11 protein-coding genes and 2 riboswitches are annotated in these 16,074 nt (G+C 53.8%); all 11 genes read left to right on the top strand.

Annotated features, from left to right (window positions below; genetic code table 11):
- Positions 1-4: 4 nt before the first annotated feature.
- Positions 5-108, bottom strand: a riboswitch (guanidine-I (ykkC/yxkD leader).
- A 130-nt stretch (positions 109-238) separates the two neighbouring features.
- Positions 239-339: riboswitch (guanidine-I (ykkC/yxkD leader) on the top strand.
- Between the two features lie 95 nt (positions 340-434).
- Positions 435-2,030, top strand: a complete 1,596-nt coding sequence (locus GRO01_RS00055; RefSeq protein ID WP_083541159.1) for an amino acid permease — start codon at positions 435-437, stop codon at positions 2,028-2,030.
- Between the two features lie 51 nt (positions 2,031-2,081).
- Positions 2,082-2,819 (top strand): urea amidolyase associated protein UAAP1, encoded by a 738-nt coding sequence (locus GRO01_RS00050; protein ID WP_062506925.1) that lies wholly within the window; start codon positions 2,082-2,084, stop codon positions 2,817-2,819.
- A gap of 13 nt (positions 2,820-2,832) precedes the next feature.
- Positions 2,833-3,468, top strand: coding sequence for an urea amidolyase associated protein UAAP2 (locus tag GRO01_RS00045; protein ID WP_062506924.1), 636 nt, complete (start codon positions 2,833-2,835; stop codon positions 3,466-3,468).
- 26 nt (positions 3,469-3,494) lie between these two features.
- On the top strand, positions 3,495-5,321 hold the full coding sequence (atzF, locus tag GRO01_RS00040; RefSeq protein ID WP_062506922.1) for an allophanate hydrolase: 1,827 nt from the start codon (positions 3,495-3,497) through the stop codon (positions 5,319-5,321).
- A gap of 132 nt (positions 5,322-5,453) precedes the next feature.
- Positions 5,454-6,434 (top strand): response regulator transcription factor, encoded by a 981-nt coding sequence (locus GRO01_RS00035; protein ID WP_083541157.1) that lies wholly within the window; start codon positions 5,454-5,456, stop codon positions 6,432-6,434.
- Positions 6,435-6,499: 65 nt separating this feature from the next.
- Positions 6,500-8,074 carry a sulfotransferase gene (locus GRO01_RS00030; RefSeq protein ID WP_338085192.1) on the top strand — a complete coding sequence of 525 codons (1,575 nt, stop codon included), beginning with the start codon at positions 6,500-6,502 and terminating at the stop codon, positions 8,072-8,074.
- 172 nt (positions 8,075-8,246) lie between these two features.
- Positions 8,247-8,669, top strand: coding sequence for a DUF1636 family protein (locus tag GRO01_RS00025; RefSeq protein ID WP_062506921.1), 423 nt, complete (start codon positions 8,247-8,249; stop codon positions 8,667-8,669).
- Between the two features lie 114 nt (positions 8,670-8,783).
- Positions 8,784-10,964, top strand: coding sequence for a xanthine dehydrogenase family protein molybdopterin-binding subunit (locus GRO01_RS00020; RefSeq protein WP_062506920.1), 2,181 nt, complete (start codon positions 8,784-8,786; stop codon positions 10,962-10,964).
- Between the two features lie 274 nt (positions 10,965-11,238).
- Positions 11,239-13,749 carry a TonB-dependent receptor gene (locus GRO01_RS00015; protein WP_062506918.1) on the top strand — a complete coding sequence of 837 codons (2,511 nt, stop codon included), beginning with the start codon at positions 11,239-11,241 and terminating at the stop codon, positions 13,747-13,749.
- 123 nt (positions 13,750-13,872) lie between these two features.
- Entirely contained in the window at positions 13,873-14,823 is a 951-nt protein-coding gene (locus GRO01_RS00010; protein ID WP_231490000.1) for a Vgb family protein, read from the top strand.
- Between the two features lie 122 nt (positions 14,824-14,945).
- Positions 14,946-15,692: a glucose 1-dehydrogenase gene (locus GRO01_RS00005; RefSeq protein WP_062506916.1), complete on the top strand. Its 747-nt coding sequence runs from the start codon at positions 14,946-14,948 to the stop codon at positions 15,690-15,692.
- The last annotated feature ends 382 nt before the right edge of the window (positions 15,693-16,074 follow it).

The raw sequence follows: 16,074 nt of genomic DNA, 5'->3' as shown, positions 1-16,074 counted from the left end.
CATTATCTCCCGGGCTTTTATCCCGCCGTGTAACCTCGAAGCCGAGGTCGCGTGCTCTCGGACCAGTCTCCCAACATCAGTTGGGGCGGAACCCTAGCGCGCCATTAATTTCAATCTCCTTCCGATACAAAAACGGGTCAAGGAAAATTTCATGCATCACATTGCTGGGAAAGATTGAAATCAGTCCGGGAACGGAATCTTTATTGTTGTAAACCCGTATCGTGTTCGATATAAAAATTGGAAAGCCGCTAGGGTTCCGATTCAGTTCTCTGAATGTCTGGTCCGAGAGCGCGCGGCCTCGGTTTCGAGGTTACACGGCGGGACAAAAGCCCGGGAGATATTGAGATGCCGGAAATGGCGTCGCATATCTGTCGTGATGTGTGCGCCATCTCCGTCTGATTAGGCCGGAGAAGAATGACGATGACACACCATACATGTCTTCTCGCAAAGACGAGCCCCCGGCGAGGCCAGAGCGCCTGTCCGCTTACGATGTGTGTAACACCGTGAGCCCCGACGGCACGGTCTACGGGGAAACGCCTCCGCTGTCGCTCCGCCCGAAACCGGATAGCGAACGTCTCGCACTCCTCGGTTATCAGCAGGAGCTGCGGCGGGATCTCGGGCCTTTTGCATCCTTTGCCGCCGGCTTTTCGTTCGTCTCGGTTCTGACGACAGTGTTTGAGATGTTTCCGCTCGGCTATTCTTTTGGTGGCCCCGCATTTTTCTGGACATGGCCACTCGTTTTCCTCGGACAGTTTTGCGTAGCGCTCTGTTTTGCAGAAATCGCTGCGCATATCCCGGTTGCAGGGGCCATTTACCAGTGGTCGTCACGACTGGCGGTCCGGAACGTGGGATGGCTCGCCGGATGGCTGACGCTGATCGGCTATATCATCAGCGTGTCCGCCATTGCCATTGCCATGCAATCTATTCTTCCCAGCCTGTGGGATGGATTTCAGGTCATTGGCGGAGACCCGAACGTGACGACGCTGACGGGCGCTGAAAACGCGGTCATTCTGGGTACGGCGACCATTCTGGCCAGCACGATCATCTCATGCGCAGGCGTGCGTATTTCAGCATTCGTCACGGTGACCGGAGTTTATGCTGAAATCGCCGGATTATGCGTGCTGATCGTAGCACTTTTCTTCAATACCCGCCGCGGCCTGGCTGTTACCGTTGACACGACCCATATGTCACCAGGAATGTCATCCTCGGGCGCCTTTCTGGCTTCGATGCTTATGGCCGTCTACGTCATGTATGGCTTCGACAGCGCCGCCGAACTTTCAGAAGAAACGCGCGATCCGGCACGGACGGCGCCTCGCGCGATTATCCGCTGCCTTCTGCTGTCGTTCGTCGCCGGTGGGCTCGTCATTCTGGGCACCTTGATGGCAGCCCCATCGCTGTCTTCAGGCGAACTTGCGACAGTGGGCGTACCCTACGTCATCAATGCCATCACATCCGGAACCATTGGGCATATCCTGCTGGCCACGGTCGCCATTTCAGTATTTTCAGCAACCATCGCGATCCAGACCTCAGCCTCCCGCGTTCTCTTTTCAATGGCGCGAGACGGTGTTCTCCCCGGAGCCGGGCATCTCGCACAGGTTTCGTCCCGCACAGGAACGCCGGTTGCCGCCACAGTGTTCGTAGGCGTGTTCAGCGCCGCTTTCCTCGGAATCAATTACGGCGATTCATCCCTTTTCAGTGCCATTACGTCATCGGCCGTGGGGGTAACGTATTTCGCCTATCTTCTGGTGACCGTGCCGCTTCTGGTCCGGCGTTGGCAGTGGATGACGTCTCAGGCGCCTTCTCCATTTGGTTTCGAGCAAAAAGGGTATATCCGTCGCGCGCTAATCAACCTGTGTGCGGTGGTGTGCGGAGCGCTTTTTCTTCTGAATACGCTCTGGCCCCGCAGGGAAGTGTTCGATCCGAGCGGAACACGGCCTTACATGGTGGCGTTCCCCGCAGCATTTCTGATCATCGCCCTCGGGACAGGGCTTATTCTTCAAAAATTCCAAAGTACCAAATCTGCACTCTAGGCCATCAGCAGGCGACGGCATGACGTTCGTCAGCGACTAAGGAGTCACTCCATGAATAATTCGGCTGAATTTCCGACCCTTAACCCCACCCTGTATCGGGAAACCATTCCCGGCGGCAGCCATCGCTCCCTGATCCTGCGTGCAGGACAGAAGCTGCGTCTGACGGATATTGAGGGCGGTGGAAACCTCTCCCTCATGGCCTTGAATGCGAAACAGTTGACTGAGCGACTGAATCTTCCTGACACGCTCAAGGCGCAGCACACGGCATTCGTGACCGAAGGCCACTGCCTGTACTCAGATATGGGGCGCGTCCTGCTCGCCATCACTGCGGATACCTGCGGCTGGCACGACTGTTTTGGCGGCGTTCTGAATGCCGAGGAGACACGCGAGAAATACGGCGCAGGCCGCTTTGGGGATTTGCGCAACGGGTTCCACCGCAACGGGTTCGAAAATCTGCTCGTGGAGATGGGGAAATGGGATCTGGATGCGCAGGACATCCAGATGATCGTTAATTTCTTCAGCAAAGTCGCGGTCGCCGATGGCGGATATCTGAACTACGTCCCAGACAATTCCAGGGCCGGGAGCTATGTCGACCTTTATGCGCCGATGGACACACTCATCGTCATGACGGCACTTCAACACCCGATGGATCCGTCCTCTCACTACGCGCCCAAACCGATTGAATTTGCCGTGGAAGACGTCCGTGATGCCGGGATTACTGCCGCGTGCCGCCAGTCATGCGCCGAGAACGGGCGTGCCTTCTACAACACAGAACTCTTCTGCCTGTAAGGAATTCTGAGAGATGTCCATCATTTCCAGCACGTTCGATCCCGCCGACGCCATTTCCCGCCATGTCATCGGAGCAGGTGAACCCTATGTCTTTGACGTAAAGAAAGGCCAGACTCTCCGTCTGCTCGATCTCGAAGGCAATCAGGCGGTCGATACGCTCTTCTACAATGCCAACAACACCCGCGAGCGCTATGACGTGCAGCGCACCATCCGCAAGCAGAAGGCACTGTTTCTGACCACCGGGACAGTTCTGTACTCCAATCTCGGCGGGCCTCTGGCGACGATCACCGCCGACACATGCGGACAGCACGACACGCTTGGCGGAGCCTGCTCGCAGGAGAGCAATACGGTCCGTTATGCAACCGACCGTTTTTACATGCATAGTTGCCGTAACAATTTTCTTTGCGGCTGCCTTCAGGATGGACGCCTGACCAAGCGCGATCTGGCACCAAACATCAATTTCTTCATGAATGTTCCCGTCACGCCGGACGGTACGCTGGTCTTCGCGGATGGCGTCTCCGCTCCCAGGAAATATGTGGAGCTAAAGGCCGAAGTCGATCTGATCGTCGTGATCTCAAATTGCCCCCAGCTCAATAACCCCTGCAACGCGTGGAATCCGACCCCGGCAGAAGTACTCATCTGGGACTGATTTACAAAAAGACGAAGGACTGGACGATGTTGACCATTCTGCCTGACCTCGCCCCGCAGACGCTGCTGGCCTTGTATCGCGACAACACGCTCACGCCCCGGGAGCTGATCGCTGCACTACGCATGAAAGCGCTGGCGATCAATGAGCATTATCGCGCATTCATCCATATCCTCGATGAATCCGAAACCGAGCCTTTTCTGCACCATCTGGAAGCGAAGGAAAACAGAAGCCTCCCGCTCTATGGCCTCCCATTCGTTATCAAGGACAATATTGATCTCGCCGGCATTCCGACGACTGCGGCCTGCCCGGCTTTTGCCTACGTTCCCGATGAAACCGCAACAGTGGTTCGGCGCCTCATCGAGCTCGGCGCCATTCCAATCGCCAAGGCCAATCTCGATCAGTTCGCAACGGGCCTGAACGGCACCCGGTCCCCTTATGGCGCCTGCCGCAACAGTGTGCTGCCCGATTTTCCGTCCGGGGGCTCCAGTTCGGGCTCGGCACTGGCTGTCGCGCTCGGGATCGCAAGCTTCGCCCTTGGAACCGACACCGCAGGAAGCGGCCGTATCCCCGCCGCTTACAACAACCTCGTCGGGCTCAAAGCCACCCGTGGGCTTATCTCAACGCATGGTGTTGTTCCCGCCTGCAGAACACTGGACTGCACGACACTTCTGACCGCATCTGCAAGTCAGGCCAGCGCATTGTTTTCCCTGATCGCCCAGTACGATCCTGCGGATGACTACAGTCGAAAAAATCCCCAATGGAATGGGGCCACGGCATTCGGGGCGGTACGACCGGGCTTTCGGTTCGGCGTTCCGCAAAGCCTCGACTTTGCGGGATGTCCCGAAGGAGACGCTCTTTTCGCTCAGGCTGTTGCTCGTCTGAAGGCGATGGGTGGCATTCCGGTGCCCATGGACCTCTCCCCCTTTCTGGAAGCGGCCAGACTTCTTTACGAGGGCCCCTGGGTTGCGGAACGGTATTTCGTCGTCCGCGACCTGCTGGAACGCGATCCCAAAGCCATCCTGCCCGTCATCCGTGACGTTCTTGAGCCAGCCCCCGGTTACAGCGCCGTAGAGGTTTACGCCGCGACGTACAGGCTTCAGCATCTCAAGGCCAGGTGTGACGCCATCATGAGCGGGCTGGATTGCGTGCTGACCCCTACGATGCCCCGGCCCGTCACACTGGCTGAACTGCATGAACAGCCGGTCGCGGCGAATTCTCTTCTCGGCGTCTATACGAATTTCATGAACCTTCTGGACTACGCTGCTGTTGCCGTCCCATCAGCCTTCATGTCCAATGGCCTGCCATGGGGGATAAGCCTCTTCGGACGCGCATTTACGGACCAGTATCTGCTGAGCCTTGCGGATGCGTTCCAGCGGATGTCAGGTCTGCCTCTCGTAGGAGAACAGACACTGGAGTCCCCTGTGAAGGGGCGTATTGCTGAAAACGACAAAGCGCGCGTCGTGGTCTGCGGCGCACATCTCGACGGCCTGCCGCTCAACTGGCAATTGCAGGACCGCGGTGGCCGGCTCATCAAAGTCACCACGACAGCACCGTGCTACCGCTTTTATGTTCTGCCCGGAGGGCCGCCCATGCGTCCCGGACTTGAGCGATGCGACGATGGCGGGAGTGCCATTGAAGTCGAGATCTGGGAGCTGCCTTCCGCCGAACTTGGATCTTTCCTGACGCAAATTCCTGCCCCCCTGGGGCTGGGCAAGGTTGAGCTCAGCGATGGAAGTTTTGAAACCGGCTTTATATGTGAAGGCGCTGCCCTGTCCTCTGCCAAAAACATTACCTCTACCGGCGGATGGCGCGCATGGCTTTCTTCCGGAGATGAGCACAAAACACCGGCCTGAAAATCAGGCCTCTCACGTTTCATCCAGTTCCCGGATCTGTTTTTCCCCTAACAGGACAGATTCTTTTCCGTATCGGTTCCGCAACAGACTCGCGGATTTATAATCCGTGTGCGCTCGAGCAGGGAGATTGTAATGTATCAGGGTTCAACCGACAGGCCTGCGAAAGGTCAGGCAGAAGGAGCGGCTCCCCCCGGCTTTCCCTGTATTCTTGTCGCCGATGCCCCCTCCCCGTCACTCCGTCTGTTTTCCGATGCACTGGAACACGCTGGAATGACGGCCATGACCGAACCTGATGGCAATGCCATGCTCAACACCCTCAAGACCGTGTCTCCTGATCTGGTCGTGATGGAAGTCGCACTGGCCGGACTGGGCGGCTTCGAAGTCGCGACCCGGATCAGGCACGACCCTGCCCTCAGTCATATTCCATTCATTTTTCGCACCGAACATATGGAAACCCAGAATGTTCTGCGGGGGCTGGAGGTCGGAGGGATCGATTACATTTCCAAGTCCCGACCGCTGGAGGAAATGGTCGCACGCATCAAGACGCATCTGCACGTCGCCATCGAAGCACGCACCCTGCGTCTGGCGCTCGATGCCTGTCACAGGCCGATGATTGGCGTTTCTTCTGATGGCTGCCTCTCGTGGTACACACCGGCCGCCTCTTCCCTGCTGTCCGGGGTTTTTGTATCATGGCAGCCCAATACGCTCCTTCCGCCTGCCCTTGGGGAGGTTTTCATGGAACTCGTAAAATGCAGTCCTTTGCCAAAACACAGGACTGTTGAGCTGAATGCCGCCATGGGAAGCACCATCGAGGGCGGAAGCCTCGAATGTATCACAACCGGCCCCATGCCGGACGGCACAATGGGTATTACCCTTCTGCTACGCCGCCCTGGAGAGGAAGAACGACGCCTCGGCGCACGCCATAACCTCACAACGCGCGAAGCACAGGTCCTCTTCTGGATCAGTCGCGGCAAATCGAACCGGGATATCAGCGAAGTGCTCGGCATCAGCTCCAGAACGGTCAACAAACATCTGGAGCAGATTTTTGCAAAACTTGGCGTGGAAAATCGGGCCTCTGCCGCGGCAATCGCCGTAAAAACATCGGCCGAGTGAATTGGAATACTGATAATGATCGCCCTACCCGACAGATATCCGGTCACTATTCTGAAGTCAGTGCCATGATGACAGGGCTGCAACGCGCAAGAGCACTTCTTCAGGCCGGGCGACCAATGGACACGCGGTCCGTAGCCCTGTCTGAAACGATCCGTCATCCTGCATCGGCCGAAGCACGGTTTCTCCTCGGAGTCAGTGAAGCCATGCTGGGAAATATCCGGGAGGGTCTGTCCCAGCTCCGCAAGGCAACAGAACTAAAGCGTTCTGCGGAATATTACGCCCATCTTGCACGATGTCTGCTCATGGTCCGTCAGGATCGGGAGGCGCGTGCGGCACTCCATGATGCGGAACACTGCCTGGCCAGCGCAGAAAGGGTCGATGCATTGACGCGTGACACGATGGGATGTGCTTACGCAAGATTGGGAAGCCACACTGAATCTCTTCCGCATTTTGCCGCGGCCGTCCGTGCGCAGCCTGGCAACGCGCAATTTTGCTATAACCATGCCATTGCCCTGAGCTTTGTGGGAGAAACAGCAGAATCAGAAACAGCCTTCGAGAAGCTTCTGGCACAGGAGCCGCAGAATGCGCGCGCGCATCACGGTCTGGCCGGCCTTCGTCGGCAAACAGCAGAATGCAACCATGTTCCGCGCCTTCGCGCCGTCCGGAACGCAACAGAAGATCCGGAATCCCGTCTTCTACTCGGATATGCCCTTGCCAAAGAACTCGAAGATATTGGCGAAGCGCAGGACTCTTTCAGATGCCTGCTTGACGTCAACAAGGAGCACCGCAGCCGGATCTCATACGATTTTGCTCATGATGCCGAGATATTTGACGCCATAGAAGCCAGTTGGCCCCAGTTCGCCTCCGCGCCCGTCACGCACGCCCCCGGGAAAGCGCCAATCTTCATCATTGGGATGCCGCGAACCGGAACGACCCTTGTGGATCGTATCCTCTCTTCGCATCCTGACGTGGTGAGCGCAGGCGAATTGCAGGCTTTTCCGCTCGCAGTCAAAGCAGCTTCAGGGACGCGAACCCGCAATGTTCTGGACCCCCAGACACTTTTTCACGCCGCAGACAAAGACCTTGGACATATCGGCAAGTCCTACATGGAACGCGCTGCATCGCATGTTCCGTCAACAGGCAGGCGTTTTATCGATAAATTTCCCGGAAATTTTCAATATGCCGGGCTTATCGCACGCGCCCTTCCACACGCCGCCATCGTCTGTCTGCGACGCCACCCCATGGATACAGTGGTCAGTAATTTCAAAAACCTGTTTGCAACGACCTCCCGATATTACCAGTACAGTTATGACATTGAGGAAATCGCACAATATTATGTCCGCTTCGATCGGCTCATGAAATTCTGGCAGGCTTCGATCCCCAATCGAATTCTCGAAGTGAATTATGAAGATCTGGTCGAGAAACAGGAAGAAACGACACAAAAAATTCTGGAACATTGCAATCTGCAGTGGTCAGAAAGCTGTCTGACATTCCACGAGAACACGTCCCCCGTCTCAACGCCGAGTGCGGCACAGGTCCGGCGCCCGATTTACCGGGATGCTGTCGCCCGCTGGCGTCGATATGAAAACGCCCTGGGTCCAGCCCGGACCGTTTTCGATACGGCAGGAATTTCGGTTTAGCATGATCCAAAAACCGAAAATTCTGATGTCAAACATCAAAACATATCGAAACCGGATCGACATAATGCGCCACAAGCAGGCAATATCCTGGCTGTGATCCGAAAATAGTGTGTAGCTTTTTCCCCACACACCATGTCTTCGCAATCAACAGAACCTCACGAGAAAGCAGAACATGTCAGACACTACATCCCCCTCCACCGCAAATGAGCAAATCGTCCAGCCCGTGCTGACGGTCTGCGTAACATGCCGTCGCGGCCTTTCCTCCGCCGAAATCGGCGATGCCCCCGTGCCGGGACGCCAGCTTTACGATGCTCTGATGGCGAACGCAGAGGGATCCGGAATTGTAGTCAAACCAGTCGAATGCATGTCTTTATGCGCTCGGGGTTGTGCCGCAGCGGTCTCGATGCCCGGAAAATGGACGCTGCTTCTGGGTAGCCTCGAGATAGAAAAACTCGCTGATTTCAAGGAATGGCTCAAACTCTACAGTGCATCGAAAACCGGCATGGTTCCTGCGTCCAAACGCCCACCAGCACTCTCGGACATGGTTATCGCGCGGCTACCTGCCGACGTGGCATCAGCAACCAAGACGGCTTGAAGCAGCATTTTAGCAAAAAGCAGTCCGCGCTTATGAGTGATTTACAGTTCTTCCTCGCCCAAGGCGTACTGCTTTGCCAGCCCTGAAATCGACTGTGCCTGAGGAACATTTCTGATGTCATCGCCCCTTGTCCGCCGGATCGATACCATCACAAAGCCACTCTCGCGCCGTCGCTTTATCGCTGCGGGAGGCCTGCTGCTGGCTTTCGCAGGCCAACGCCATGCCTACGGCGACGAGACCTTGGTGGGAGAAAACAATCCACACCCTTTCACCACGCTAGGCGGCCTTGTCCGTGTTGATCCTGGCGGTCTGATCACTTTGATTGTTCCGAACATCGAGATGGGGCAAGGGATCTTTACGACTGAAGCGATGATGATCGCGGAAGAGCTGGAAGTCGATCTGGACGCGGTGCGGGTCGTCACTGCCCTTCCGCAGGAAGTCACAGATGTTGCACCCGAAATCCTGCAATCCCTCTCGACAGGAGGGTCCCGCTCCGTTCGCAAAGCCTGGGTTCCTCTCCGGCAGGCCGGGGCCTGCGCACGTCTGATGCTGGTCGCAGCAGCAGCCAAACAGTGGGGTGTAAACCCGGATACATTGATTGCACAAAATAGTGCCGTACGTGACAAAGCCGGAACCCGCCATACACCCTATGGCGCCCTTGCGCACGCTGCCGCGCGTCAACGTATCCCTGCCCATATCGCGCTCAAATCACCTTCCGAATGGAAACTTATTGGACACACCGCTCTGCGCGTCGATATTCCGTCAAAGGTCAACGGGACGGCAGTCTTCGGAATTGACGTCCGTATCCCCGGAATGGCCACTGCGGCCGTCATTGGACCTCCCAATTGGGGAGCAACCGTTCACAGCTTCGATGCCACGGCTACGAAGGCAATTCCGGGCGTTCTGGACGTACTCCATATCTCGACACATGTTGCCGTTGTTGCGACCAGTTATTGGGCGGCCAGAAAAGGCCTTGCTGTACTGAAAATAAACTGGATGAAGGGAAGCGGGCCTGTTGTTTCCTCCAGTGATATCAGAACGATACTCCAGGATTCTGCGCAATCTGTTTCTGAAATTATGGCACTGAATGATTTGGGGACCGACGCTGCGCTTGAGCGCGGAAAACACGTAGAAAGCACATATGAGCTTCCCTTCCTTGCACATGCCCCAATGGAGCCGCTCAACGCAACCGTCCACGTCCGGTCCAATGGTTGCGACGTGTGGGTAGGGACCCAGGTGCCCACACGCGCCCGCAAGGCTGTTTCCAAAGTCACGGGACTTCCTGAAGACAAAATTGCCATCCACAATCATATGATAGGCGGCAGTTTCGGGCGTCGGTTGTCGACCGATTTCATTGAGCAGGCTGTACAATTCGCATCTCATATTTCCCGGCCCGTCAAATTTATCTGGAGCCGGGAAGAAGATCTCCGACAGGATCTGTTTCGTCCTGCATATTTTGACAGAATCAAGGCGTCTCTTGGTAAGGACGGCCTCCCACGCGCCTGGTCTCATCAGATCACTGGTCAATCCGTTGCGGATCGATTCACCCCCGGAGGATTGCCTGACGGAAAACTTGATACAGATGCAGTCGCAGGTGCCGTCGAGATTCCTTACGCCATCCCGCATCGACGCGTCAGTTGGGTCAGGGCACATACTCCCGCGCCTGTTGGTTGGTGGCGAGGGGTCGGCCCAGCTCACAATGTCTATGTTGTCGAAAGCTTCATGGACGAACTCGCCGCCACTGCGAAAATCGATCCCATCGAGTACAGGTTAAGATTACTGGGCGACAATCCGAGATCGGTTAATGTCCTAAAACGAGCTGCGCTCGAAAGTGGCTGGAACGCCCCACTTCCCGAAAATCATGGACGGGGAGTAGCGCTCCATAACGCTTTTGGTTCTTATTGCGCCATCGTAACAGAGGTCTGTATTCTGCCAGAATATGCGGTAAAAATACGCAAGGTAACAGCAGTTGTAGATTGTGGTGTCGCAATCAATAAAAATGGAATAACCGCGCAAATCGAGGGAGGGATTCTCTTTGGATTTTCTGCAGCTCTTCATGGAAAAATTACAATCAAAAACAATGCTATAGAACAAAGTAATTTTCATGATTTTGGACTGATGAGGATGAATGAATCTCCTGAAATAAGTACATTCATTATCGACAGTCATGAAGATACCGGTGGTATTGGCGAAGTCGGAACCACGGCTGCTTTCGCCTCTCTCGGCAATGCCCTCTTTAGCGCGACTGGCGAAAGGCACCGATCTTACCCGTTCCAGCCTTCCACCAAGACGTAGAATTTCCATAATTCAAGATCCAGAAGACCATAAAGTACGTCATGAATCCATGAGTACATTCCTTTGTAACGTCGTGGCACAGGAACAAACCTTTTTTGACATATCATGACCAAAAAAAGCCGTCTGTTCCTTCTCAAATTTATAGGCAGCGTGGGTAGAATAACCTTCGATATTTCTGGCGGATACGTCAAACAACATATATCTATATCAAAACGAAACCTTCAGAGTGAACACAGTCATACAAAGCGTTATCCTGATGCTTCAAGGAGCCAACATGGCAGTGATCTCTTCGCACAAACTGCGCCTGCTGTGCGCCACCGCCCTCGTCGGATGCGCAGTAACCCCAGTTTCGAATTCTGCTCGAGCCGCAGCAGCCCAACCTGCTTCCCAGGCCGAGACGAAGAAACAGCAGCCGAACACATATAAAGGAAAAGCTGCCCAGAAAACGGCCAGCACTCCAGCACCCACAACGCAAGCGTCGAGCAAGGCCAAATCGATCGAAGCCGCATCTGACGAGTCGATTGTTGTTACCTCGAGCCGACGCGCCACGAGCGTGCAGAATGCAACAACGAATATCACTGCCATCAGTGCCGAAACGATCAAAAGCGAACGACTGGACGACATCAAGTCTCTCGCCGCACTTTTGCCGGGCGTGACGGTCGTCAATTCCGGCCCGAACGGCGCAGGAACGATTGTCATGCGAGGCATTTCCACCAGCGGAACCAGTACCAACGGCGTATTCAAGAACAATGCCGTTGGTGTCTATATCGGCGAAGTTCCGATGTATCTCGACTTCATGCTGCTCGACATCAACAGAGTTGAATCTCTGCAGGGGCCTCAGGGAACACTTTTCGGTCTGGGCACATTGGGCGGAACCATTCGCTACATGCCCAATCGTCCAAACACAAACAAATATTCCATTTCAGTTCATGGCCGTGTCTTTGGTCAGTACCATTCCACGGCCCCTGGCGGGGATGAAGACGTCACAATCAATCTGCCCATCTGGAAAGACCATATCGCATTTCGTTCCGTTACGGGATATTACGATGACCCGGGCTACATTGATTATGATTACGTTCTGCGCAAGCCAGGTATCTCGAACCCGCAGCCGGCTGGCCCCAATAGCTTTGGAAGCTCCGCTCAGCGGGATGAAAACTTCAGCAAGCATAGCGGTGTGAACTTCAATCACACTCTGACAACACGAAATCAGTTGATGTTAAAGTATAATGACGACTTGAAAATGTACCTGACTTACGCCCACCAGGAAACAAAAACGGATGGTCGTTCTGCCACAGGTGCCGGTGTCATGAATACGGGCAACTGGGATGGTCCGTGGCGTTATCTGGAACCCGTCGATAGAAGTGGTGACCTTTACAGTGCCGAAGTGTACGCCAACCTTTTCCATATTGCACAATTCGTTAGCACGACTGCATTTACACATCAGGTAATCGATACAAAATACGACAATACCGATCTGCTGCTCGATCTGGATTATGGCTATCAGGCCTTTCCTCAGTTCTCGTCTTGGAACACCTCACATGACGATTATCGTCAATTCAATCAGGAACTACGGCTTGTGTCGACACACAAGGGTCCCTTTAGCTGGGTAGTTGGGGGTTTTTATAACAAATTCAACACGAACACGGTCTACCGCGAGCATGTCCCGGGCTTCTCAGAATGGGGCGTCGCGAACGGCTTTGGGAACGTATACCGGCCTGATGAACTGGAATATGCATCGCGCGTCGAAACAGAAACCGCCGAACGGGCCCTGTATAGCGAAGGCACATTACATCTGATGAAAGGCCTGCAGATTACTGGCGGAATTCGATATTTTGACTATGATGCATCAAATAGCGGCGGATCAGGTCTTCCGCTCTATCAGACCTACCCAGACATCAAGTTGTCCAATGCCGGTGGCGGAACAGGATCAAATGGTATCGTTTGGAAAGCGAACGCATCCTATCGCTTCAACCCTCAACTGATGACATACTTCACCTATAGCACGGGATATCGGGTCGGTGGATACAATCGGGTCGCTCCCTGCATTCTCCCCCTCAACACATCAGTGCAGAATATCTGCGCTCTTTCTAATGAAATCAGCTACAAGCCTGACACTACCCGTAATATTGAACTCGGATTCAGAGGAAATCTTTTCCATAACCGGTTCGTCTTTTCAATCGATGGCTATCATATCGACTGGCTCAACGTGCAAGTTCCCAGCCAGACAGTTTATGGCGCCGTAGGGATCACCACGAACGGCGGGCGAGCTGTGTCGAACGGCTTCGAATTTTCCGGATCGCTTCGGATTACGCGCCAGTTGCACCTTACTGCCAACTATGCGTACGTTGACGCTCATCTGACGGAAGGCGTTGCAAATCTTGTGAACGGTGTCGCGAATGCTTACGCTGGCGACCGCCTGCCCGGTTCAATGAAGAATTCAGGTTCAATAACGGCAACATATATTCTCCCGCTCGACAACAACCGTAGCGTCAGATTCAACTGGATGGCTGCATATTCAGGCTCCATATACTCCACTGTGGGCCTTCATGATTATGGAACCCGCATCCCGAGTTACGTTACCCACCGTGCTTCCATCAGCTATCGCGCAGGCAAATGGAACGCATCATTTTTCGTAAATAATACTTTTAATCAAAGGGCCATCACTGCTGTGAGCAACCAAAGCAATACGCTTAATCAACAGGTCACTGGCGTAACCGAGCGCTATTATGCGGAAAGCATTCTTGCCCCGCGCGTCATCGGTGCAGAGGCAACAGTGAACTTCTGAAAATATCTTGGATATTTCTGCTATGTGCCTTCATCAATAGATGGATGCACATAGCAAAACAGAATATCATTCAAAATAAATCTATGTTTTGCGAATATTATAGCAGGTAAAAGGTTAATCGCGATGATGATGCGTAAATTTCAGCATATAAAGTCTTTCATACCAATGCTTGGTTTTGCTTTTCTTTTGGCTGGATGTGCGGTTCAACGCTCTGAAAGCCCCAGAGAACATGTGCAATCCGTTCCAGGATTTGCAGACTTTATTGCGATAAATGATGCCACCGTCTGGGTAACAAACAAGGGAAGAGTTGAACACTGGTCCCGGAACGGCAAACTTTCAGAAGTGGCAATGCATCATCCATGCGGCGCTATGGCCGTGGGTTTCGGTTCTCTCTGGGTCGCCGATTGCGCCGACAATACGCTCAACCGCATTGACCTGAAAAACGAAAAACTATCCGCTGTCATCAACACGGGCATTGCCAATCCCCGAGGCGAAACGAATGTTGTCATCGGAGATGGATCGGTATGGGTAGCCAGTAACCGAAGCGGTTCAATTACACGCATTGATCCCCACGATAACAGTATCTCTTCAGTCATTCGGGTTGATGCTGATACATATTATCTCTCTTTCGGCCTGAAATTTCTATGGGCAACGACACCAACTGGACGGGAACTGGAAAAAATTGATCCAAGAACCAATACCTTGGTGCAAAGGATCCCTGTCGGGAGGGATCCAGGATTTCTGGTTGCCGGCGAAAACGCAGTATGGGTGCAGGAGCAGGCTGATGGAACCGTTGCACGCATTTCGCCAGAAACAGGGAAGGTAACTGGCAGGGTCAAAGTATCAGATACGCTGAAATACGGGGATATCGACGCTGGCGGGGGCAATATCTGGCTTCGCACAACGACCGGCCAGACTTATGTGGTGATCGATCCTGAAACTCTCGACATTCTGGCTCGGGTCGGAAAGGAGAGTGGCAGCGGTGCATTACGGTATACGAGTTCAGGAATCTGGACGACGTCTCACGATATACACACATTATCTTGGTGGTTTCCTACTACTTTCCGCCATTAAATATCGAGACTCAGCTTTTGGCAGAAAATCGACCAAGCACAAAAATGGTTATATTATAACCTTCAGCATTTAATTATCCCACTAGCGCATTTTCTTTATTTTTTACGATGGGTATATGTTTCATGAATAAACTTGCAGGAAAAGTCGCAGTCGTTACAGGTGCATCTAAGGGAATTGGCTCAGGAATTGCCGAAGCACTTGCTGCGGCAGGTGCTGCAGTCATCATCAATTATGCTTCAAGCAAAGTCGAAGCAGATGCAGTTGTTACTGCCATCACCGAAAAGGGTGGCAAAGCCCTTGCGGTACAAGGCGATGTATCGTCCAAGACTGATGCCGAAGCCATCATCGCAGCCGCTATTAGCGCATTTGGTAGACTGGATATTTTGGTCAACAACTCCGGCATCTACGAATTTGGCCGGATCGAAGAAATCACCCCGGAACATTTCCACCGCCAATTCAATGTAAACGTTTTAGGTTTGATCCAAGTAACACAAGCCGCAGTTCCTTACCTTGGAAAAGGAAGCAGCATTATCAACATTAGCTCGGTATGCTCCCAGGTCACGCCACCCAATGCCGCTGTTTATGTTGGTACGAAGGGCGCCGTGGATGCGATCACTGGATCGCTCGCAAAGGAGCTCGGTCCGAAACAAATCCGCGTCAACGCCATTAATCCGGGCCTCACCAAGACTGAAGGAACCCATTCGGCAAATATGGTTGCAACTGATCGGGAACGTACGGTAATTACTCAGACACCACTTCAACGCGTTGGTGAGATATCGGATATAGCACCGATTGCAGTCTTTTTGGCCTCAGATGACGCTCGTTGGCTGACCGGCGAAATTCTTATCGCTGCAGGTGGCCTCCGCTGAGACGAAGGTGGTCGGGCCTCTGTCGTAGCGGATTGCGGTCCGCATCCCGTCCTTATACGTCTGCGTACGAAGCAGTAGACGCGTAGTGTAAGTTACACAAAAACCCCGCTAAGCCGTTGACTTAGCGGGGTTTTAAGACTGATGGCTATGGTTGCGGTGGCTTGCAACCAAAGTAGCCTGTGCCTTGTGAGCGGTTGCATTGAGAGGCTTTCTGCATGACGTATTCGATTGACAAACAGTTGCTTTTATCAATATTTTGTCTCGATACAGTTTTTTATTCAGACCGTATCAGTCAGCCAGCCCTCGGTTTAAAGACCATCCGCCCGCTGGAATTCCCGAAGGCTCCCGATGACAACAATAAGCCCCCTGCTTCAGGCATGCC

Origin of the sequence: Gluconobacter roseus NBRC 3990 (assembly GCF_006538885.1) — a bacterium.
In the GTDB taxonomy this organism is placed as follows: domain Bacteria; phylum Pseudomonadota; class Alphaproteobacteria; order Acetobacterales; family Acetobacteraceae; genus Gluconobacter; species Gluconobacter roseus.
This window is presented reverse-complemented; position numbering and strand designations above follow the sequence as displayed.

Excerpts from the sequence above, each read along its gene's own strand:
- GRO01_RS00010 (WP_231490000.1), top strand. The coding sequence starts at position 13,873 with ATGATGATGCGTAAATTTCAGCATATAAAGTCTTTCATACCAATGCTT.
- GRO01_RS00035 (WP_083541157.1), top strand. The coding sequence starts at position 5,454 with ATGTATCAGGGTTCAACCGACAGGCCTGCGAAAGGTCAGGCAGAAGGA.
- GRO01_RS00045 (WP_062506924.1), top strand. The coding sequence starts at position 2,833 with ATGTCCATCATTTCCAGCACGTTCGATCCCGCCGACGCCATTTCCCGC.
- atzF (WP_062506922.1), top strand. The coding sequence starts at position 3,495 with ATGTTGACCATTCTGCCTGACCTCGCCCCGCAGACGCTGCTGGCCTTG.
- GRO01_RS00030 (WP_338085192.1), top strand. The coding sequence starts at position 6,500 with ATGATGACAGGGCTGCAACGCGCAAGAGCACTTCTTCAGGCCGGGCGA.
- GRO01_RS00005 (WP_062506916.1), top strand. The coding sequence starts at position 14,946 with ATGAATAAACTTGCAGGAAAAGTCGCAGTCGTTACAGGTGCATCTAAG.
- GRO01_RS00020 (WP_062506920.1), top strand. The coding sequence starts at position 8,784 with ATGTCATCGCCCCTTGTCCGCCGGATCGATACCATCACAAAGCCACTC.
- GRO01_RS00015 (WP_062506918.1), top strand. The coding sequence starts at position 11,239 with ATGGCAGTGATCTCTTCGCACAAACTGCGCCTGCTGTGCGCCACCGCC.
- GRO01_RS00050 (WP_062506925.1), top strand. The coding sequence starts at position 2,082 with ATGAATAATTCGGCTGAATTTCCGACCCTTAACCCCACCCTGTATCGG.
- GRO01_RS00025 (WP_062506921.1), top strand. The coding sequence starts at position 8,247 with ATGTCAGACACTACATCCCCCTCCACCGCAAATGAGCAAATCGTCCAG.
- GRO01_RS00055 (WP_083541159.1), top strand. The coding sequence starts at position 435 with ATGTCTTCTCGCAAAGACGAGCCCCCGGCGAGGCCAGAGCGCCTGTCC.